The following is a 17,839-nucleotide window of genomic DNA, read 5'->3' on the forward strand; positions in this document are numbered from 1 at the left end:
TCGTGAAACCACTTACCCCTGGCCACCGCGCGGCGCGCCCCCCACCCCACCGTACAACCAGTACGAGGACGTGGGGGCGGCACCACGATGCACCCGTCTGACCGCGAATTCCCCCAGCAACGTTCCGCGCCACACCACTAGATCTTGAGCAGTTTCCAGTTCACACCGGCGTCGTCGGATCGGTAGACCTCGGCGAACTCCTGCCCAGGACCGCCGCGCACCAGCGTGGCGTGCCGCGCGTCGGAGAAGGCCAGGTCCTCGAACGACGGTCCGCCGAGGGTGAGCAGCGTGTCCCACTTCTCGCCGGAACCGCGGTGCACGAACGACCAGTCCCGCCCGGTCGCGGCCACGAGTGCCGCCTCCGGTGAGATCGCGAAGCCCGTCGTGATGCCCTCACGCGGCGGCACGCTCACGGTCTTGAACGGCCCGCCCTCGGACTTGCGCAGCTCCTTGGTCATGTTCCCGAAGCCGGGATCGAAGCTGCACAACGCATAGCGGTCGGTGCCGACCGTGCCGAGCCGCGTCGCCGAGAACTCGGTGCACGGCGCGGGTTCCTCCAGCCACCCCGCCGGTGACCGCGTCCAGTACCGGTTCTCCACCCCGAACGTCGCCAGCGACACCTGGCCGTCCGCGATGGCACCGAACGCCTGACCCTTGACCTCGATGCCCGGCACCGGCTGCCACGGGCCGAACCACAGCTCGCGGTGGAACAGCCGCGACGAGGCCCCGTCGTAGATCACCGCGAGGAACCCTGAGTTGTCGAACCCCAGCGCCCCAACGGTTCCCTTGATGCCGGACGGTGTCCAGCGGGTGCCGCCGTCGTTGGTGACGAACAGCTGTTCGCCGTCGGTCACCATGCCGACGGCGTCGTTCGCGAAGACCACCCGCAACCGGTCGGTCTCCGGCACGGACAGCGCCGGGGTCTTCACCCGAGTCCACGACGCCCCGCCGTCGAGCGTGCGGACGAGCTGCGGGCATTTCGCGGTCTGGCACAGGGTGTCGAGGCCCAGCACCCAGCCGCGATCAGCGGACACCCAAGACGTCGACGCGGGCACGACCCCGGTCGCGGCTTGCGCGACGGACGTCGTTCCAACAGCTAACAACAGTGAAATTGCCAAGACAGCAATGCGTTTCCCCCACATCGCCTTCTCCCCTCAAGAGGCTGATTCCCACTCAACACCTCTTCCTGGTGAAGCGGCAACCACCCAAACGGCCACCAAAACGCCCGCGCCGCCGGTGAGGATGAAGGTCAGCTCGGGGCCGACGGCGTCCAGCAGCAGACCACCGCCGATGTAGCCGATCGCCGCCGCCACACCGATTCCGCCGTAGAAGTTGCCGAAGACCCTGCCCACCTTGTCAGCCGGCGCGAGGCGCTGGATGAGCGTGCTGTGCGCGACGTCCATAGCCGCGATGCCGAGCCCGCGCACCGTCTGCACCGCGAACGCCGCCGCCACGCCCCAGGCGAAGCCGGTCAGCAGGTTGCCGGCGCTGCTGACCACGAAACCCGTCACGAGCAACGCGACCATGCCGATCCTGGTGGCTCCCCTGGCCAGCAACGCGAACCCGGCCAGCAGACCAATGCCCACCGCTGCAAGGAGAACTCCGGCCGTGCTGTCCGACGCGTGGAACGTGTCCTTCGAGAGCTGGATGATCGCGACGTCGTCGATCGCGGTGCACGCGACGACCCCGCAGAAGCCGAGGAAGATGATCCGCAACGCCCGTCCGTGCCAGATCGCGCCGAGCCCTTCCTTCACGTCCGTGAACACCGAACCGCCCGGTTCCCCCGGCACGATCATCTTCGGCAGCCGCAACAGCAACAACGCCGACACCCCGAACGACACGGCGTCCACCAGCAGCACGCCACGGGTGCTCATGAACTGCAGGAGCCCGGCTGCGAGCAACGGCCCGAGGACGTCCGCGCTGTTGGATCCGAAGCCCAGCACCGTGTTCGCCTGTGGCAGGTCCTTCTCCGCGACCAGGCTCGGCACGGCCGCCCGCGACGCGGGGATGAAGATCTGCCCGAGCATCGCGCGGACGCCGACCAGCACCAGCAGGACCGGCAACGGCGGCAGCGTGAACGCGATGACCGCGAGCAGCGCGCACTGGGCGGCCTCGCAGGCGATCATCACCGTGCGCCGGTCGAACCGGTCGCTGATGAGCCCGGTGACCGGGCTGAGCAACGACGGCGCGAAGTCGCCGACCAGCAGCAGCGCGGCCACCGCGATCGCCTTCCCCGCGACGGACTGCACGTGCAGCATCAGCGTGACGAGGCTGAGCGCGTCCCCCACAACAGAAACGACCCGTGCGGTGCTGAGCACGCGCAACGGGCCGTTGTCCTTCAGAAGCGTCAGCACACGGCTATCGTGCCAACACCTGTTCGAGCTGGTCAGCCAATTTGTTCATGATCTTGGCGTAGGAGGAGTAGCTCAGCGGCGCCACGGCGTTCCACTCGACGAACCGGTTGGCCTGCACGGCGGGCAGCGCCTGGAAGACCGGGTGGCCCTCCTTCATCTTCTCCGGGCCGAGCACGTGCGCGCGGGTGTCCCACATGATCACGTGCTCCTTGTAGGTGCCGGAGTTCTCCCACGACAGCGACTGGAAGTAGCCGCCGCCCTCGGTGTCGGGCGGGTCCGGCGTGAGCAGCGGCAGGCCGAGTTCCTTGGCGTACCAGTCGAGGTCGGGGTTGCGGGCGGGCACCGCGACGTAGAACAGCTTCGGGTCAGCGCCGACGACCTGGATCTTCTGCTTGGCGTCCGTCATCTTCTTGCCGATGACCTTCAGCCGGTCGGCGGCCTTGGTGAACGCCTCCTCGTCGGCCTTCACCTGAGCGGACTCGGTGTCGGCGCCGAGCGACTTGGCGAGGTCGCGGAAGCGCTTGATACCGTCCGGCAGCTGGATCTTGGACTGGCCGATGCCGACGGTCGGGGCGACCTTGAGCACCTTCTCCTCGAACTCGGCGGTGAGGTGCCAGAGCCCGGCGACCTCCGGGTAGTAGCCCGCGACGACCAGGTCGGCGTTCAGCGCGGCGAACTTCTCGAAGTCGATCTCACCGTAGCCGGGACCGGTGATGTCCGTGACCTTGCTCGGGTCGATGCTGCCCGCCTCGGGATCGGTGCTGCCGTCCGGGCGCTTGAGCGGCCCGAACGTGCCGACCACATTGATCCCGTAGTCCTTGAGCGCACCGGCGGCGGAGACCTGCGCGACGACGCGCTCCGGCCGCTGGGGCGCGGTGACCTCCTTGCCCCGGTCGTCCTTGAACGACCACTGGCCACCCTGCTGCTCCGTGGGAGCGTTCCCGCCACACCCGGCCACCAGGCCGAGCAGCAGAACCGCGGCGACTGTCCTGCGCACTTGTCCACCTCCTGAGTTTAGGCTTGCCTAACCTATCAAGAGGCTTTACAAGATCCGCATTACCGGTAGGTTGGTGACCGTGCGAAACCAGCTGACGACGGTGCGTCGAACGGCCGTCGCCATCGCGCTCGCGTTGCTCGCCGTGTTCGCGCTGCATCCCGCCTGCCCACCGGAGCCCGCCCACCACGGCGCGTTCACGCCGGGCGTCTCCGGGGAGTTCTGCCATCACGGCGACACCCACCACCTGTCGGCCGCCGCGCACACCCAGACCGCCGTTCAGGCCAGCCCCGCCTCGCTCACCCTGCCGGACGTGGACGTCGTGTCCATCGCACGTCCCGCGGCCACGGTGCGGTCGTGTCCATCGCGCTCCGGGCATTCCCGCTCGGGACGCACAGTGCTGATCGACATCGGCATCTCCCGAACGTAGGCCGGCGCGCTTTTCGCACCGGACCTGTCACCTTTCTTCGAGGGATTCCCATGTCTGTACCTGTGCTGCGTCGAAACACGCCCGCGGGCATCGTCGGCAACACGCCCGTGCTGTGGATCGACGAGCTGTCCCGTACTTCCTCGTCCGGTTTCTGGGCGAAACTCGAGAGCGCCAACCCCGGCGGCGGCATGAAGGACCGCGCCGCGCTGCACATGATCGGCCGCGCGCTGGAACGAGGTGACCTGCGGCCCGACGGCCACGTCGTGGAGTCGACCAGCGGCACCCTCGGCCTCGGCCTGGCGCTCGCCGGGATCGTGCACGGCATCCCGGTCACCCTGGTCACCGACCCCGGCCTGGAACCGATCATCCGGCGGATGCTGCGCGCCTACGGGGCGACCGTGGACCTCGTCGACCGTCCACATCCGACCGGAGGCTGGCAGGAGGCGCGGCGGGAACGCGTGGCGGCGTTGCTGAGCTCGTTGCCGGGTGCCTACTGCCCCGACCAGTACAACAACCCGGACAACGTGGCCGGCTACGCACCACTCGCTCACGAACTCGCGGACCAGCTCGGACAGGTCGACGTGCTGGTGTGCGCGGTGGGCACCGGCGGCCACTCCGCCGGGGTGGCCTCAGTGCTGCGGACGCACTTCCCGTCGCTGCGGCTGGTCGGCGTCGACGCCGTGGGGTCGACGATCTTCGGGCAGCCGGCCAGGACCCGGCTGATGCGCGGGCTCGGGTCGAGCATCTTCCCGCGCAACGTCGACTACCCGGCGTTCGACCAGGTGCACTGGGTGAGTCCCGCCGAAGCGGTGTGGGCGTGCCGGACGCTGGCTTCGCGGCACTACGCGAGCGGCGGCTGGAGCGTCGGCGCGGTCGCTCTCGTCGCTTCCTGGCTGGCACGGACCTCCGCTGCGGGCACGCGGATCGCGGCGGTGTTCCCGGACGGGCCTCAGCGGTACTTCGACACCGTGTTCAGCGACGAGTACTGCGGCGCCCACGGGTTGCTGGACGCGGTTCCGGCACTGGAGCCGGTGGAGATCTCTTCGCCGGGAGAGCGTGAAGTCCTGTCCTGGTCCATGTGCCGGTCCGTTGTGGACCCGCTGGCGGTGAAGGCGTGATCACGCAGTTCCGCTCGTTCGACCGCAGCGTGCGGTTGCTGATGCTCAACCAGTTCACCATCAACATCGGCTTCTACATGTTGATGCCGTACCTCGCCTCCCACCTGTCGGTGACCCTGGCGCTGGCGGGGTGGGCCGTCGGACTCGTCCTGGGCGTGCGGAACTTCGCGCAGCAGGGCATGTTCCTGATCGGCGGCACGCTCGCGGATCGTCTGGGGTACAAGCCGTTGATCGTGGCGGGCTGCGCGCTGCGGACCGGCGGGTTCGCGTTGCTCGGACTCGTGGACGGACTGCCGGCGCTGGTGATCGCGTCGGCGGCCACCGGGTTCGCCGGGGCGTTGTTCAACCCGGCGGTGCGCGCCTACGTGGCGGCCGATGCCGGCGAGCGGCGGGTTGAGGCGTTCGCGTTGTTCAACGTCTTCTATCAGACCGGGATCCTGCTGGGGCCGCTGATCGGGCTCGCGTTGACGGCAGTGGACTTCCGGCTCACCTGCCTGGTCGCGGCGTTCGTGTTCCTGGTGCTGACCGTGCTGCAGTGGCGTTCGCTGCCGGCGCGGGCCGGTGGGTCGTCCGGCGGATCGGTGCTCGCGGACTGGCGGGTGGTGTTCTCGAACCGGCAGTTCGTGCTGTTCGCGTTGGCCATGACCGGGTCCTACGTGTTGTCGTTCCAGGTCTACCTGGCACTGCCGCTGGCCTCGGGGTCGACGGTGCTGACCGCCGCGCTGTTCGCCGTGTCGGGCGTGCTGGCGATCGCCGGGCAGTTGCGGGTCACCGCGTGGGCACGGGCGCGCTTCGGGCCCGACCGGTCGCTGGTGGTGGGCGTGCTGACGATGGCGGCGGCGTTCCTCCCCGCGATCCTCGGCGGCTGGCCGGGGTTGCTGCTGTGCGCGGCGCTGCTCGCGCTGGGGACGATGGTGGTGTTCCCGTTCGAGATGGACAGGATCGTCTCGCTGTCGGGTGACCGGCTCGTGGCGACGCACTACGGCCTCTACAACACGGTCGTGGGCGTCGGGATCCTGCTCGGCAACCTGCTCACCGGGATCGCGTTCGACGCCGCTGCGCGCGCGGGCGTGCCGTGGATGCCCTGGCTCGCTCTCACGTGCGTGGGCCTCGGTTGTGCGTCGGCCCTGAAAAAGCTGGCGTCCCGTGTCGATTCGGGCCTCGCTGGTTCGACGAGGTAGCAGAGGCAGGGAATGGAATCGGAGGACGCCATGATCGCCACGCTGATCGCAACGCTGGTCGAGGAAGACCACGCCGAGGACGAAGGCGCGCTGGCGCCCGACGACCGCCTGACCTGCCACGTGCACGGAGGCTGGATCCACCGGTGCGTGGCCTCTCCCGTGCACGTCAACCCGGTCACGCGGCATCGCTGGTGCCGCGGCTGCGACACCGAACTCGGCGTCGTGGTCGACGAGCTCACCGGCGACGTCGCGATGCGCTGCCCCCGCTGTGGGCGCGGGGGCAGCGCCGCCACCGCCCGCCTGATCGCCGCGTGCCGTGCCTCGATCGAGGCACATCGGGCCGCCTGACCGGCGCCGGCACGCGGGGCCCTTTCATTCGCTCAACGGCCGTGAACACCCACAGCGGGCGCTCACGGCCGTTGTCGTGCGCTGGATCGGGGTTCTGCCGGAGCTAGTCGAACCAGGGCTGCCACTTGATCCCGGTCGGGCGTTCGCCCCCGGTGGCCATGTACTCGTGCGCGGCACGACGCACGTCGGCCGAGGAGATCTCCGCCGTCGCCGGATACTCGGTGTCCGATCCCATGTAGTAGTAGATCGGCAGCACCTCGGCGGTGTCGGCGCCCTGACTGGCGCACCCGTCCGGGCATTCCGCTCCAGACGAGTAGTAGAGAACTCCACGCGCGTGCGCGCCGTCCATGCCCACATCGAGCACCGCGCGGCCGAGGTTGTCGGCGATGAGCAGCTGCAGGGTGCTCGGACGCGGCAACGCCGCGACCGCGTCCAGCACGGCGTCCAACTCCTCCGCGGTGCGCACGACGGTCGGGTCTTCCGCGTCGCGGTCGAACCACGCTTCTAGCGCCACCACGGGCGGGCACCTCCTGTGTATCGCTTCCGGAACAGCGTGCCGTCCTCGTTCACGCCGTGGACGGTCAGCGTGGCACCGTCGGGCAGCATGATCGGTACAAGGGTGTCACAGCCCAGACGTCCCCGGCACGGCGTGTTGTTGATCAAGACGGTGGCATGGGTCATGCCGTCCCGGACCATGCGGGCGGCCACCTTCATCTCCACGTCAGAGGCTTTCGCCGGACGCATGGGAATCCCAAGCTGCCGCAAGCGTTGGTCGGCCGCGCGTGAGTCATCGTCCACACCGCTGACGATCGGCTGAGCTACCCCATCGGGGCCGATCCACCGGCCGTGGGTCTTCCTGCCAGAATCGGTGCTCTTCATCGGAGGCGGTAGCTCACGACGAAGGACATCGAGTCGTTCGGCAGGGATGACAGGCGGATCTCCTGGCTCGCCACGCGCCTGCGGCACCGTGGTGGGAGCGGGTGAGCGGGCCGCGTTCGGCACCCCACCGGTTTCGTGACCGAGTTCATGACTGTGCAGGTAGGCGCGGATCGCATCAGCGACAGTCGCCAGGGTCGAGAACTGCCCTGCTTCCGGTCGCCGCCGTGGCGAGCAGATCACGCGCCTGCTCAGCCAGATCAGCCGCAGTGTGATGGGCGGCTATCGACTGGTCGATCTTGTCCAACACGCGCCGCAGCGCGTCCCCCACGTCCCCGAGCGACGACGCCACACCCCTGCCCCCTCGTGTCAGTCGTTCGATGCTGACACGGCATACACGGCAACGACCAGCCCAGGGGATGGCGTTGGGGCTCACGCAGAGAAGGACATTCTCCGGTCGACCAGCTTCACACGATCACGGCTCGAACGTACGTTTCCCGTCTGGTGATCCACCCGATTCGCGCTCCGGCAACGCCGCTGAAGTGACTCGATCAGCCGTTTGAGTTCGAGGCCCAACACACCGCGTCGCCTGATCAGGTGAGAACGACCGGTTCGGCCTGCGCGGCCGACTATGTTGCGTGGCGTGTTCAACTCTTCACGTATTGCAACCACCGTCCTCGCCGCCGCCGGCGCCACGCTCGCCGCCGCTTCTCCCGCTCTCGCCGACAACGACTCGAACTTCGGTCCCGGCGTGAACGCGGCGAACAACTGGGCCTTCTCCGCCGCCTCGGTGTGCTTCCAGGAGCTCGCCGTCGTGCCGACGGGCGCGCCGTGGATCGGCGACACCTTCAACCACTGCGTCAACGGCAACGTGCTCAATCACGGCCAGGACTGAACCCTGTCGGCTGTTCGGCCGTACGCCTCCTCAGTAGTTGTTTCCGACTCCTGAGGAGGCCGCGTGCCCGGCCGACGTGCTGCAAGGACAACCGCTCTGGCCGCCGTGGTCGCCGCGACGGTGGTGTCGATGCCTTCGGCGCACGCCCAGCCCGCCAACGACGCGCTGCAGACCTACACCGACCTGACGCGGGAGGCGGAGAAGCTCAGCCAGGACCACCTCAAGGCGCAGGGCGACCTGTCCAGGGCGAACGCGATCGTGATCGCCGCCACCGAGGCGGAGAAGAAGGCGCTGGCCGAGTCCGAGCAGTACCGCGGACAGGTCGACGTGCTGACCGAGGCGTCGTTCGAGGGCGCCCGGCTCAACAACCTGTCGGCGTTCCTGACGTCGACGTCGCAGCAGGACTTCCTGGAGCGGATGCAGGCGATGAACATCATCGCCACCGACCAGAACGCGGCGGTGGACCGCATGAACGCCACCCTGACCGCGGCGCAGAAGGCTCGTACCGACGCCACCACCGCCGCGACGGCCGCCGAGAAGTTCGCCACGGACGTCTCCACCCGCAAGGTCGCCATGGACCAGCAGGTGACGGCCGCCCGGACCAAGTACCAGTCGCTGTCCGCGCCGCAGAAGCAGACGCTGGCGGCTCCCGGCCCGACGGTCAACGTGTCGGTGCCCGCCGGCGCGGCGGGAGCGGCGCTGAGCTTCGCGCTGAGCCAGCAGGGCAAGCCGTACGTGTTCGGCTCGAACGGCCCCAACTCGTGGGACTGCTCGTCGCTGATGCAGGCCTCCTACCGGGCCGCCGGGGTGTCCATCCCCCGCGTCACCTACGACCAGGCGAAGGTGGGCCGCGGAGTCGGCCGCGGCGAGGTCGCGCCGGGTGACCTGATCATCTACTACTCCGGGCAGTCGCACGTGGCCATGGCCGTGGACGGCACTCGCGCGGTGCACGCGTCCACCGAGGGCGTGCCGGTGAAAATCGCCAACATCGACTCGATCGGACCCATTTCGGTGATTCGCCGGGTCGTCGGGTGACGCTTCTCTCCCACCCCGCGATAAACCGACGTAGACGTCTGTGAGAGCGTGCTGCTCGGTGAACTGTTGGGGACCCGGTGGTGGACGAACACAAGGTCATTCCGTAACCTGTCCGAGACCTTCGGCCCAGCAGTTAACCCACTCGGGGCACACGCCAAGGTTGCCGCCTTACGCGCAGTAGTTCTCGCGGGGCGGCTGCCAGGACAAAGGAGGACCCGCGACGTGGTGTCGCAACCCTCACGCCGCACCGTGCGTGGAGCACTCGTGGCGACGGCAGCGGTCGTCGCGGCGGTAATCCCCACAACGCCGGCCACCGCACAGCCCAACGCCGCGGACGCGCTCAAGAAGTACAACGAGCTGTCCGAGCAGGCGTCCAAGCTCAACCAGGACCACCTGAAGGCTCAGGGCGACCTCGCGGCCAAGCAGGGGGAACTGGACAAGGCCAAGGGTGACCTGGCCGCCGCGCAGAAGGCCGAGGAGTCCCTCCGCGGTCAGGTCGACCTCCTCACCGAGGCCACCAACTCCGGCGCGCGCTTCAGCCAGATCTCCGCACTGCTGGTGAGCGACTCGCAGCAGGACTTCCTCAACCGCATGTCGGCCATCAACATCCTCGCGGCCGACAACGCAGAGGCTCTGCAGAAGCTCACCGACGCCGTCAACACCGCGGACAACGCGACGAAGACGGCCAACGAGGCCACCGAGGCCTCGAAGAAGCTCCTCGCCGAGATCGAGGTCAAGAAGACCGAACTCGACAAGCAGCTCGCCGAGGCGCAGACGCAGTACAGGTCGCTGAGCGCGAGCGTCCGCAACCAGCTGGCCGCGTCCGGCGACATGTCGAACATCTCGGTGCCCGCGGGCACCGCGGGCCGTGCGCTGCAGTTCGCGCTCGACCAGCGCGGCAAGAGGTACGTCTACGGCTCCAACGGCCCGGACACCTGGGACTGCTCCTCGCTGATCCAGGCCGCGTACCGTTCGGCGGGCGTGTCCATCGGGCGCACCAGCTACGCCCAGGCGGCAGCCGGTCGCCAGGTCAGCGTGAACGAGATCAAGGCCGGCGACATCATCGTCTACTACTCCAGCCAGTCCCACGTGGCCATGGCTGTGGACGGCATCCGCGCGGTGCACGCGTCCACCGAGGGAGTGCCGGTGAAGATCGCCGACATCCAGTCGATCGGCCCGATCAGCGTCGTCCGTCGCATCGAGGGCTGACGGCTCGAAGGCTGACGACCCGCGTTCCACCCCGTTTCCGAAAAGGGCCGGACCCACACCGTTGTGGGTCCGGCCCTTTTCGCGCTCGCGGCGGGAGAATCAGGTGGTGGCCTGACCCTCCTGGCGGGCGATGGCGAAGGCAGGGTTGCCCTCGGAGTCCTCACGCACGTCGAGAACCTTGTCCTCGAGGTACTGGGCGGCCGCCGGTTCCATGATGACCTTGGCGCCCGCGGGAGCCGCAACCACCTCGTCACCGTCGGCGGCCTCGCTGAGCGACAGTTCGAGCGCGGCCTGACTGTTCTGGTCGGCGGCGAGGGCGAAACGCAGACCGACGTCGTCGGCGGCACCCTCTGACTGAGACGTCAGCTCGTTGATGACCTCGGCAGCCATCGGCGTGACTTCGAGCATGTCGGCCCCTTCGGCAGGAAACAAGAAACTCGTTCCGTGTTCCCTGCCTGCGCCGACTTCAACCACCATTCGTCGAAGACGCAGGTCAACAGCCTCCAGACCATGTACTAAGCCACGCGGTGGGCCTGCCGCGTCACCTCGTTGCGCACGTGCCCGCACGCCGAGCACACCCGCGGCACCGGAATCAGCTCGGCGACCAGACGCCACGAGTCCGCGAACGACGGCACCTCCTGACCCGGCACCAGCAGGCTGTCGAGCACCTCCTGACGACGGCGGCCCTTCTCGCGGCTGCGCTCCACCGGGTCGCGGCGGTGCGCCAGGGCGCGCGACTCCGCCCGTGCGCGCTCGCCGTCCGACGTCAGGGCCTCACGTGAGCGCGGCGCGTGCAGCGCGGCGTTGCGGCGGTTCACCCGGAACCACTCGCCCAGCGAGATGCCGGCCAGCGGCGGGCGGGCGAGAGTGGAGCCGTCCGTGGTCCAGGTGCGCAGGCGGGCGCGCAGGAACTCGTGCGCCACCTGGGCGCGGGAGCGGGGCCTGCCCTGCCGGGTGCCGTCGGGTTTGGTGTCGACGGCCACCAGCAGCGCGTCGACGCTCCAGCCCGCCAGGAACCACGGCTCCAGCAGGCGGCGCACCCAGCGGCGGTCGGCGTCCGGCCAGGAGGCACGGGTGCACAGCGACTCGACGGCGATGTCCACGTCGGCGTTGGTGGCAGGCACCACGCGGCCCGGCCAGCGGCGGGGATCGATCTGCATCGGGACTGACCTCCTCTAGCACGCAACACGAACATCTGTTCGACATGGTGCCACGGGGGTCTGACAAAAACTGAACTCACGGCCTCTGATCAGGCAAAACACCTCGTTTGGAGTACGCCTGACCGGGTCAGCGGCGTGGTCGGCGCCGGAAAGCGCTGTCTCCGAGTTAGCCTGCCGAAATGGCCCACCACGAGCCTCACGACGAGGTCACCGGCGACCGGATGAACTGGCTCAGAGCAGGTGTTCTGGGCGCGAACGACGGCATCGTCTCGACCGCCAGCCTCGTGGTGGGCGTCGCCGGTGCCACCACCGACCGGGCCCAGATCCTCGTCGCGGGCCTGGCCGGGCTATTCGCGGGCGCGATGTCCATGGCCAGCGGCGAGTACGTCTCCGTCAGCAGCCAGCGCGACGCCGAACGCGCCCTCCTCGCCAAGGAGCGCGAGGAGCTGCGGGAGATGCCGGACGAGGAACTCGAAGAACTCGCGGAGATCTACGAGAACAAGGGCCTCGACCCGGAAACCGCCGAGGAGGTCGCCAAGCAGCTCACGAAGCACGACGCCCTGGGCGCCCACGCCGAGGCCGAGCTGCACATCGACCCGGACGAGCTGACCAACCCGTGGGGCGCCGCCATCGCGAGCTTCATCTCGTTCACCATCGGCGCGCTGCTCCCCCTCGCCGCGATCGCACTGACCCCGACGAGCCTCCGCGTCCCCGTCACGGTCGTCGCCGCCATCGTCACCCTCGCCCTCACCGGTTTCATCAGCGCACGACTGAGCGGCGCGAACAGGCAGCGGGCGATCATCCGCAACGTCGCGGGTGGCCTGATCGCGATGGGCGTCACCTACGCCATCGGTTCGCTGGTCGGCCAAAGCATCGGATAGCGCCGAACTGGGTATTGCCTCGGACATGAGTGAAGAACGTGGCGCGTACGTGTCCGAAGACACCGACAGCTTCGAGGCCCTCGACGAGGACAACCTCAAGCACGACCCGTTGGAGACCGAGCCGGAGGAAGGCTGGGCCGAGTCCAACAAGTACGGGATGACCGAATACGAGCAGGCCCACCCGCGACCGCTCGACGAACGCCTCAAAGAAGAACGAAGCGATGTCGGCGAGACGGGTGCATGATCGAAGCATGAGCCTCGGCATCCCGGAGAAGATCACGGCGTTGCTGTTCGACCTCGACGGCGTGCTCACCAGCACGGCGGTCCTGCACCGCAAGGCGTGGCGGCAGACGTTCGAGAACATGGGCCAGCCGTTCAGCGAGCAGGACTACCTGACCTACGTCGACGGCAAACCGCGCTACGACGGCGTCAGGAGCTTCCTGGCCTCGCGCGGTCTCACCCCGCCAGAACCAGAGATCCGCCGCATCGGCGACGAGAAGAACGACGTCGTGAACAAGATCATCGACGAGGAGGGCATCACGCCCTACCCCGGCTCGGTCCGCTACCTGCGGGCCGCGCGCGAGGCCGGCTTCCCGATCGGCGTCGTCACGTCGTCGGCGAACGCCACGAAGGTGCTGAAAGCGGGCAACCTCACCGAGTTCGTGGACGCACTCGTCGACGGCAACGTGATCACCGACCAGCACCTCAACGGCAAACCGGCACCCGACTCGTTCCTCGAGGGCGCCAGAAGACTCGGTGTGGCACCAGAAAACGCAGCCGTCTTCGAAGACGCGCTCTCGGGGGTGAAAGCGGGACACGACGGCGGTTTCGGGCATGTCGTCGGTGTCGACCGGGGCAACCAGGCAGAGGCCCTCAAGACCAACGGTGCGGACGTGGTCGTGAACGAACTGGACGAACTCCTCTCATGAGCTACGCGACCGAACCGTGGCAACTGCGCTGGCAGGGCCTCGCCGTGGACCAGCTGCACCGGACCGAGTCGACGTTCGCCCTGGCCAACGGCCACATCGGCATGCGCGGCACGCTCGACGAGGGTGAGCCTCGCGGCCTGCCGGGCACGTACCTCAACGGTTTCTACGAAGAGCACCAGCTGCCGTACGGGGAAGCGGGCTACGGCTATCCCGAGGCCGGTCAGACCGTCGTCAACGTGACCGACGGCAAGATCATCCGGTTGCTGGTCGAGGACGAGCCGCTGGACATGCGCTACGGCAACGCGATCGAGCACGAACGCACGCTCGACTTCCGCACCGGCACGCTGCGCCGCCGCACCGTCTGGGAATCCCCGACCGGCCGCCGGGTGATCGTGCGCAGCGAGCGGCTGGTGTCGTTCACCCAACGCGCGGTCGCGGCGATCCGCTACGAGGTCGAGCCGATGGACGACGTGCAGCTCGTCGTCCAGTCCGACCTGCTGGCCAACGAGCCGACCATCCACCGCACCAACGATCCCCGTGTGGCCGCGGCGCTGGACGCCCCGCTGGTCAACGAGTTCATGATGGCCGAGAAGTCGCGGGCCGTGCTGTGCCATCAGACCAAGGCCTCCGGGCTGCGGATGGCCGCCGCGATGGACCACGAGATCGAGGTCGTGGGGCCGGAACACGAGCGGTACAACGACCTCCGCACAGACATCCGCGTGGAAGCCGACCTGGCCCGGTACACGGCGGCGGTCGACGTCAAGGCGGGCAGCTGCCTGAAGCTCACCAAGTACCTCGGCTACGGCTGGTCGGGCAAGCGTTCGACACCTGCTCTGCGCGCCCAGGTCGAGGCCGCGCTCGCCGGTGCCTGCCAGACCGGGTGGGACGGGCTCGTCGGAGAGCAGCGGGCCTTCCTGGACGACTTCTGGCAGGTCGCCGACATCGAGATCGACGGCGACGACGAGCTGCAGCAGGCGATCAGGTTCGCGCTGTTCCACATCCTGCAGGCCGGGGCCCGCGGGGAAACCCGTGCCATTCCAGGAAAAGGCCTCACCGGTCCCGGCTACGACGGGCACGCGTTCTGGGACACCGAGACGTTCGTCCTCCCGGTGCTCACCTACACGCTGCCGGACGCGGCCCGTGACGCGCTGCGGTGGCGGCACTCCACATTGGACAAGGCCCGGGATCGCGCGAAGGTGCTGGGGCTCAAGGGCGCCGCGTTCCCGTGGCGTTCGATCAACGGCGCCGAGTGCTCGGCGTACTGGCCCGCCGGAACTGCCGCGTTCCACGTCTCCGGCGACGTCGCCTACGCCACCCAGCAGTACCTCAACGCCACGAACGACGAGTGCTTCGACCTCGACGAAGCCACCGAGATTCTTGTGGAGACCGCCCGGTTGTGGATGTCACTCGGCCACCACGACCGCCACGACGGGTTCCGCATCGACGGCGTCACCGGCCCGGACGAGTACTCCGCGATCGTGGACAACAACGTCTACACCAACCTGATCGCCCAGCAGAACCTGCGTGCCGCCGCCGACGCCGCGGAACGCCACCCGGACAAGGCGAACGCGTCGAAGGAGGAGATCGCGGCCTGGCGCAAGGCCGCGGACGCGATGGCGGTGCCGTTCGACGAGATGCTCCAGGTGCATCCGCAGGCGGACAACTTCACCAAGCACGCGGAGTGGGACTTCGAGAACACGCCGGAGGAGAAGTACCCGCTGCTGCTGCACTTCCCGTACTTCGACCTGTACCGCCGCCAGGTGGTGAAGCAGGCGGACCTGGTGCTCGCGATGCACCTGCGCGGCGACGCGTTCACGCCCGAGGAGAAGGCCCGCAACTTCGCCTACTACGAGGCGCGGACCGTGCGCGACTCGTCGTTGTCGGCGGGCACGCAGGCGGTGCTGGCGGCCGAGGTCGGGCACCTGGACCTGGCGTTCGACTACCTCGTGGAGGCGGCGTACACCGACCTCCACGACCTGCACAACAACGTCAACAACGGCCTGCACATGGCGTCGCTCGCCGGCGCGTGGATGGCGTTGGTGGCCGGGTTCGGCGGTATGCGCGACCACGGCGGCGAGCTGACGTTCGCGCCGCGGCTGCCGGCCGCTCTGACCAGGTTCTCGTTCCGGATGGCCTTCCGGGGCACGAGGATCTCGATCGACGTGTGCGAGACCGAGGCCACCTACCGGATCGTGGACGGCACCGAGCTCAAGACGCGGCACCACGGCGAGCCGATCACGATCACGGCGGATCAGCCCGTGACGATGCCCATCCCCAAGGCTCCCGAACTCGAACGGCCGAGTTCGCCGTTCGGCCGGGAGCCGCGCAGGCACTGATCAGAGCCGGGAGACCTGGTAGTGCGCTATCAGGTCTCCCTTGATCAGCACGCTCAGGTTCACGTTGATCGTCGGCTTGTCGATGAACGAGAAATCGACTTCCAGATAGCCGAGCGTCAGATCGTCGGCCAGCCGGCGCGTTTCCAGCACCTTGTAGTCGGCTTTCAAACCGATCGACTGGTGACTGTAGTACTCGGCGATTGCCGCACGGCCGACCCCGTACGGCTTGAGGCCCTGAAAAATGGCGTCCTCGGTGAAGTTCGACGCCACGCGCTCGGGGTCGTGCGCGTCCACGGCGTCCTTCCACCGGTCCATGACGGTCTCGATGCTCATGTCAGTGCCCCGCGCTCTGGCCGCCGTCGACGTGCAGGATCTCGCCCGTGACGAAGCCGGCCTGTTCCAGGAAGGTGATCGCCTCCACGACCTCCTCGATCTCACCGATGCGGCCGACCGGGTGCAGTCCGGCCAGCGCCTCGTGGGTCTCGGGGGCGTGCATCGGCGTCTTGATGATGCCGAGCGCAATCGTGTTGAAGCGGATGTCGCGCGCCGCGTACTCGACCGCCAGCGACTTGGTGACGGCGTTCAGACCGCCCTTGGTCAGCGACGCGAGGGCCGACGGCACGGCCGACAGCGCGTGGTCGACGAGGCTCGTGGACACGTTCACGACGTGGCCGCCGTTCGCCTCCATCGCCGCGACAGCGCTGCGGGTGATGTCGAAGAAGCCGATCAGGTTCGTGCCGGTGACGGTGGCGAAGTCCTCGTCGGTGTACTCGGTGAACGGCTTCGCGACGAAGATGCCCGCGTTGTTCACCAGGCTGTCGACCCGGCCGAACCTCGCCAGCGTCTCCTGGACGACCCGCGCGCCCTCGCCGGGCTTCGAGAGGTCGGCGCGAATCGCGAGCACCTCGGGATCATCCGAGGCATCGATGGACCGCGACACCGCTACGACCGAATAGCCGAGCTTCCGATAAGCCGGCACGAGAGCCGCACCGATTCCCTGCGACGCACCCGTGACGATCGCAACCTTGCTCATTTCCGGTCTCGCTTTCGAAGGAGAAGAAGTGGAACTGACAGCCACAACGGCGCGCACCCGCGAGTTCATTTCGCGGAATTGCGACCCGTTTCCTCCCTCGTGAAAGGCTCAGCCTCCCAGTGCACGCCAGGGGTCGTCGGCGGGCAGCCACACGCCGTCGCGGGCCAGCCCGAGGTCGCCCGCGCCGGCCGCGATGGCCTCCGCCGCGGCGATGACGTCCGCACGAACCTCGTCGGTGCGGCGGACCAGCGACCACGTCCAGAGCACCTCGGGGTCGATCACCGGGCGCTGCACCAGATCCGGCGGCAACGGCGTGGTCTGTCCCTTCGGTGAGTTGAGGACCGGGGTCGTGCACACCCTGACGTGGTCGAAGAACGCCGGCCCGGTGATGGCGCCGTTGTGGATGCGCCGCACCACGGCACCCGTGTCCTCGGCGAACTCCTCGGCGTAGTCGTTCCAGGACTGCCATGACGTGACGTCGTCGTCCACCAGCACCGCGATGTCCTTGGCCCGCACCGGGCTCGTGTCCGTGCCGACGGCCACGGCGTAGAGCCGGTCCGCCCCGATCAGCCGCGCGGTCAGCCCCAGCTGGGCCAGGTCGTCCTGGCGGACCCAGCACACGGCCAGGTCCAGGCTGCCGTCGGCGACCCTGGCGGCCTGCTGGTGCGACGGCACGACCCACGCGTCCACGTAGAGCTGTGCGACACCGGCCGTGCGCGCGGACAGGTCGGGCGGCAGCCAGTTCACGTACCCGATCCGCACCGGCCGTGATCCGGACAGCTGCCGTGCGTGACGTTGCAGTTCATCGGCCCGTTCGAGCAGCGCCCGCACTTCCGGCACCAGCGCGGCGCCCGCGGAGGTGAGGGCGACGGTGCGGCGGTCACGGGCGAACAGCGGCACGCCGAGGTCGCGTTCGAGCGCCTTGATCTGCTGCGACAACGACGGCCCCGCGATCAGCAGACGGCTCGCGGCCCGGCCGAAGTGCAGCTCTTCGGCGACCGCGAGGAAGTACCGGAGTTGACGCAGTTCCACGTTCCGCATCTTAGGAGGTTGAAGCTCT

21 protein-coding genes are annotated in these 17,839 nt (G+C 68.5%); 11 read left to right on the forward strand and 10 right to left on the reverse strand.

Going from position 1 to position 17,839, the window contains the following annotated elements; translation table 11 throughout:
* Positions 1-137 precede the first annotated feature (137 nt).
* The 3 genes from ACWGE0_RS05800 to ACWGE0_RS05810 are packed head-to-tail and all read right to left on the reverse strand — an operon-like array spanning position 138 to position 3,351.
* Positions 138-1,103 carry a WD40/YVTN/BNR-like repeat-containing protein gene (locus ACWGE0_RS05800; protein ID WP_452259753.1) on the reverse strand — a complete coding sequence of 322 codons (966 nt, stop codon included), beginning with the start codon at positions 1,101-1,103 and terminating at the stop codon, positions 138-140.
* 51 nt (positions 1,104-1,154) lie between these two features.
* Positions 1,155-2,354: an MFS transporter gene (locus tag ACWGE0_RS05805; RefSeq protein ID WP_452259754.1), complete on the reverse strand. Its 1,200-nt coding sequence runs from the start codon at positions 2,352-2,354 to the stop codon at positions 1,155-1,157.
* Positions 2,355-2,358: 4 nt separating this feature from the next.
* The gene (locus tag ACWGE0_RS05810) at positions 2,359-3,351 is read right to left on the reverse strand and encodes an ABC transporter substrate-binding protein (protein WP_452259755.1); all 993 of its coding nucleotides are present in this window, start codon (positions 3,349-3,351) and stop codon (positions 2,359-2,361) included.
* 79 nt (positions 3,352-3,430) lie between these two features.
* Here ACWGE0_RS05810 and ACWGE0_RS05815 point away from each other — a divergent pair, with 79 nt between their 5' ends.
* The 4 genes from ACWGE0_RS05815 to ACWGE0_RS05830 are packed head-to-tail and all read left to right on the forward strand — an operon-like array spanning position 3,431 to position 6,425.
* Positions 3,431-3,778, forward strand: coding sequence for a hypothetical protein (locus tag ACWGE0_RS05815; protein ID WP_452259756.1), 348 nt, complete (start codon positions 3,431-3,433; stop codon positions 3,776-3,778).
* Positions 3,779-3,828: 50 nt separating this feature from the next.
* Positions 3,829-4,896 (forward strand): PLP-dependent cysteine synthase family protein, encoded by a 1,068-nt coding sequence (locus ACWGE0_RS05820; RefSeq protein WP_452259757.1) that lies wholly within the window; start codon positions 3,829-3,831, stop codon positions 4,894-4,896.
* A 41-nt stretch (positions 4,897-4,937) separates the two neighbouring features.
* On the forward strand, positions 4,938-6,077 hold the full coding sequence (locus ACWGE0_RS05825) for an MFS transporter (protein WP_452259857.1): 1,140 nt from the start codon (positions 4,938-4,940) through the stop codon (positions 6,075-6,077).
* 30 nt (positions 6,078-6,107) lie between these two features.
* Positions 6,108-6,425 carry a hypothetical protein gene (locus ACWGE0_RS05830; RefSeq protein ID WP_452259758.1) on the forward strand — a complete coding sequence of 106 codons (318 nt, stop codon included), beginning with the start codon at positions 6,108-6,110 and terminating at the stop codon, positions 6,423-6,425.
* Between the two features lie 103 nt (positions 6,426-6,528).
* On the opposite strand, the gene ACWGE0_RS05835 is transcribed toward ACWGE0_RS05830, so the two are convergent.
* Complete coding sequence (locus ACWGE0_RS05835) at positions 6,529-6,942, reverse strand: Imm1 family immunity protein (protein ID WP_452259759.1); 414 nt, start codon at positions 6,940-6,942, stop codon at positions 6,529-6,531.
* Complete coding sequence (locus tag ACWGE0_RS05840) at positions 6,930-7,544, reverse strand: DddA-like double-stranded DNA deaminase toxin (RefSeq protein WP_452259760.1); 615 nt, start codon at positions 7,542-7,544, stop codon at positions 6,930-6,932. Before ACWGE0_RS05840 ends, ACWGE0_RS05835 begins: the two co-directional genes overlap by 13 nt.
* Before the next feature lie 400 nt (positions 7,545-7,944).
* On the opposite strand from ACWGE0_RS05840, the gene ACWGE0_RS05845 reads away from it, so the two are divergent.
* From ACWGE0_RS05845 to ACWGE0_RS05855, 3 genes are all read left to right on the forward strand, one after another.
* Positions 7,945-8,196 carry a hypothetical protein gene (locus ACWGE0_RS05845; protein WP_452259761.1) on the forward strand — a complete coding sequence of 84 codons (252 nt, stop codon included), beginning with the start codon at positions 7,945-7,947 and terminating at the stop codon, positions 8,194-8,196.
* Between the two features lie 63 nt (positions 8,197-8,259).
* Positions 8,260-9,231, forward strand: coding sequence for a C40 family peptidase (locus ACWGE0_RS05850; RefSeq protein WP_452259762.1), 972 nt, complete (start codon positions 8,260-8,262; stop codon positions 9,229-9,231).
* Between the two features lie 264 nt (positions 9,232-9,495).
* Positions 9,496-10,440: an NlpC/P60 family protein gene (locus ACWGE0_RS05855; protein WP_452259763.1), complete on the forward strand. Its 945-nt coding sequence runs from the start codon at positions 9,496-9,498 to the stop codon at positions 10,438-10,440.
* Between the two features lie 99 nt (positions 10,441-10,539).
* On the opposite strand, the gene ACWGE0_RS05860 is transcribed toward ACWGE0_RS05855, so the two are convergent.
* Positions 10,540-10,848, reverse strand: a complete 309-nt coding sequence (locus ACWGE0_RS05860; RefSeq protein WP_452259764.1) for an iron-sulfur cluster biosynthesis protein — start codon at positions 10,846-10,848, stop codon at positions 10,540-10,542.
* Between the two features lie 107 nt (positions 10,849-10,955).
* Positions 10,956-11,600: a hypothetical protein gene (locus tag ACWGE0_RS05865; protein ID WP_452259765.1), complete on the reverse strand. Its 645-nt coding sequence runs from the start codon at positions 11,598-11,600 to the stop codon at positions 10,956-10,958.
* Between the two features lie 179 nt (positions 11,601-11,779).
* Between ACWGE0_RS05865 and ACWGE0_RS05870 the strand changes: the two genes are divergently transcribed.
* The 4 genes from ACWGE0_RS05870 to ACWGE0_RS05885 are packed head-to-tail and all read left to right on the forward strand — an operon-like array spanning position 11,780 to position 15,746.
* A complete protein-coding gene (locus ACWGE0_RS05870) occupies positions 11,780-12,481 on the forward strand; it encodes a VIT1/CCC1 transporter family protein (RefSeq protein ID WP_452259766.1) in 702 nt (233 codons plus the stop codon).
* 25 nt (positions 12,482-12,506) lie between these two features.
* On the forward strand, positions 12,507-12,725 hold the full coding sequence (locus ACWGE0_RS05875; protein ID WP_452259767.1) for a hypothetical protein: 219 nt from the start codon (positions 12,507-12,509) through the stop codon (positions 12,723-12,725).
* Between the two features lie 7 nt (positions 12,726-12,732).
* Positions 12,733-13,410, forward strand: coding sequence for an HAD family hydrolase (locus ACWGE0_RS05880; RefSeq protein ID WP_452259768.1), 678 nt, complete (start codon positions 12,733-12,735; stop codon positions 13,408-13,410).
* Positions 13,407-15,746 (forward strand): glycoside hydrolase family 65 protein, encoded by a 2,340-nt coding sequence (locus ACWGE0_RS05885; protein ID WP_452259769.1) that lies wholly within the window; start codon positions 13,407-13,409, stop codon positions 15,744-15,746. Before ACWGE0_RS05880 ends, ACWGE0_RS05885 begins: the two co-directional genes overlap by 4 nt.
* Here the strand turns inward: ACWGE0_RS05885 and ACWGE0_RS05890 are convergent, their stop codons facing one another.
* From ACWGE0_RS05890 to ACWGE0_RS05900, 3 genes are all read right to left on the reverse strand, one after another.
* Positions 15,747-16,079, reverse strand: coding sequence for an SgcJ/EcaC family oxidoreductase (locus ACWGE0_RS05890; RefSeq protein ID WP_452259770.1), 333 nt, complete (start codon positions 16,077-16,079; stop codon positions 15,747-15,749).
* A gap of 1 nt (position 16,080) precedes the next feature.
* Positions 16,081-16,779, reverse strand: coding sequence for an SDR family NAD(P)-dependent oxidoreductase (locus ACWGE0_RS05895; RefSeq protein ID WP_452259771.1), 699 nt, complete (start codon positions 16,777-16,779; stop codon positions 16,081-16,083).
* Between the two features lie 108 nt (positions 16,780-16,887).
* Entirely contained in the window at positions 16,888-17,820 is a 933-nt protein-coding gene (locus ACWGE0_RS05900) for a LysR family transcriptional regulator (RefSeq protein WP_452259772.1), read from the reverse strand.
* Positions 17,821-17,839: the final 19 nt, after the last annotated feature.

It is taken from the genome of Lentzea sp. NPDC054927 (genome assembly GCF_053610285.1).

Coding starts and splice junctions, on each gene's coding strand:
- ACWGE0_RS05820 (WP_452259757.1), top strand. CDS start 3,829: ATGTCTGTACCTGTGCTGCGTCGAAACACGCCCGCGGGCATCGTCGGC.
- ACWGE0_RS05825 (WP_452259857.1), top strand. CDS start 4,938: ATGCTCAACCAGTTCACCATCAACATCGGCTTCTACATGTTGATGCCG.
- ACWGE0_RS05830 (WP_452259758.1), top strand. CDS start 6,108: ATGATCGCCACGCTGATCGCAACGCTGGTCGAGGAAGACCACGCCGAG.
- ACWGE0_RS05860 (WP_452259764.1), bottom strand. CDS start 10,848: ATGCTCGAAGTCACGCCGATGGCTGCCGAGGTCATCAACGAGCTGACG.
- ACWGE0_RS05865 (WP_452259765.1), bottom strand. CDS start 11,600: ATGCAGATCGATCCCCGCCGCTGGCCGGGCCGCGTGGTGCCTGCCACC.
- ACWGE0_RS05870 (WP_452259766.1), top strand. CDS start 11,780: ATGGCCCACCACGAGCCTCACGACGAGGTCACCGGCGACCGGATGAAC.
- ACWGE0_RS05875 (WP_452259767.1), top strand. CDS start 12,507: ATGAGTGAAGAACGTGGCGCGTACGTGTCCGAAGACACCGACAGCTTC.
- ACWGE0_RS05880 (WP_452259768.1), top strand. CDS start 12,733: ATGAGCCTCGGCATCCCGGAGAAGATCACGGCGTTGCTGTTCGACCTC.
- ACWGE0_RS05885 (WP_452259769.1), top strand. CDS start 13,407: ATGAGCTACGCGACCGAACCGTGGCAACTGCGCTGGCAGGGCCTCGCC.
- ACWGE0_RS05890 (WP_452259770.1), bottom strand. CDS start 16,079: ATGAGCATCGAGACCGTCATGGACCGGTGGAAGGACGCCGTGGACGCG.
- ACWGE0_RS05895 (WP_452259771.1), bottom strand. CDS start 16,779: ATGAGCAAGGTTGCGATCGTCACGGGTGCGTCGCAGGGAATCGGTGCG.
- ACWGE0_RS05900 (WP_452259772.1), bottom strand. CDS start 17,820: ATGCGGAACGTGGAACTGCGTCAACTCCGGTACTTCCTCGCGGTCGCC.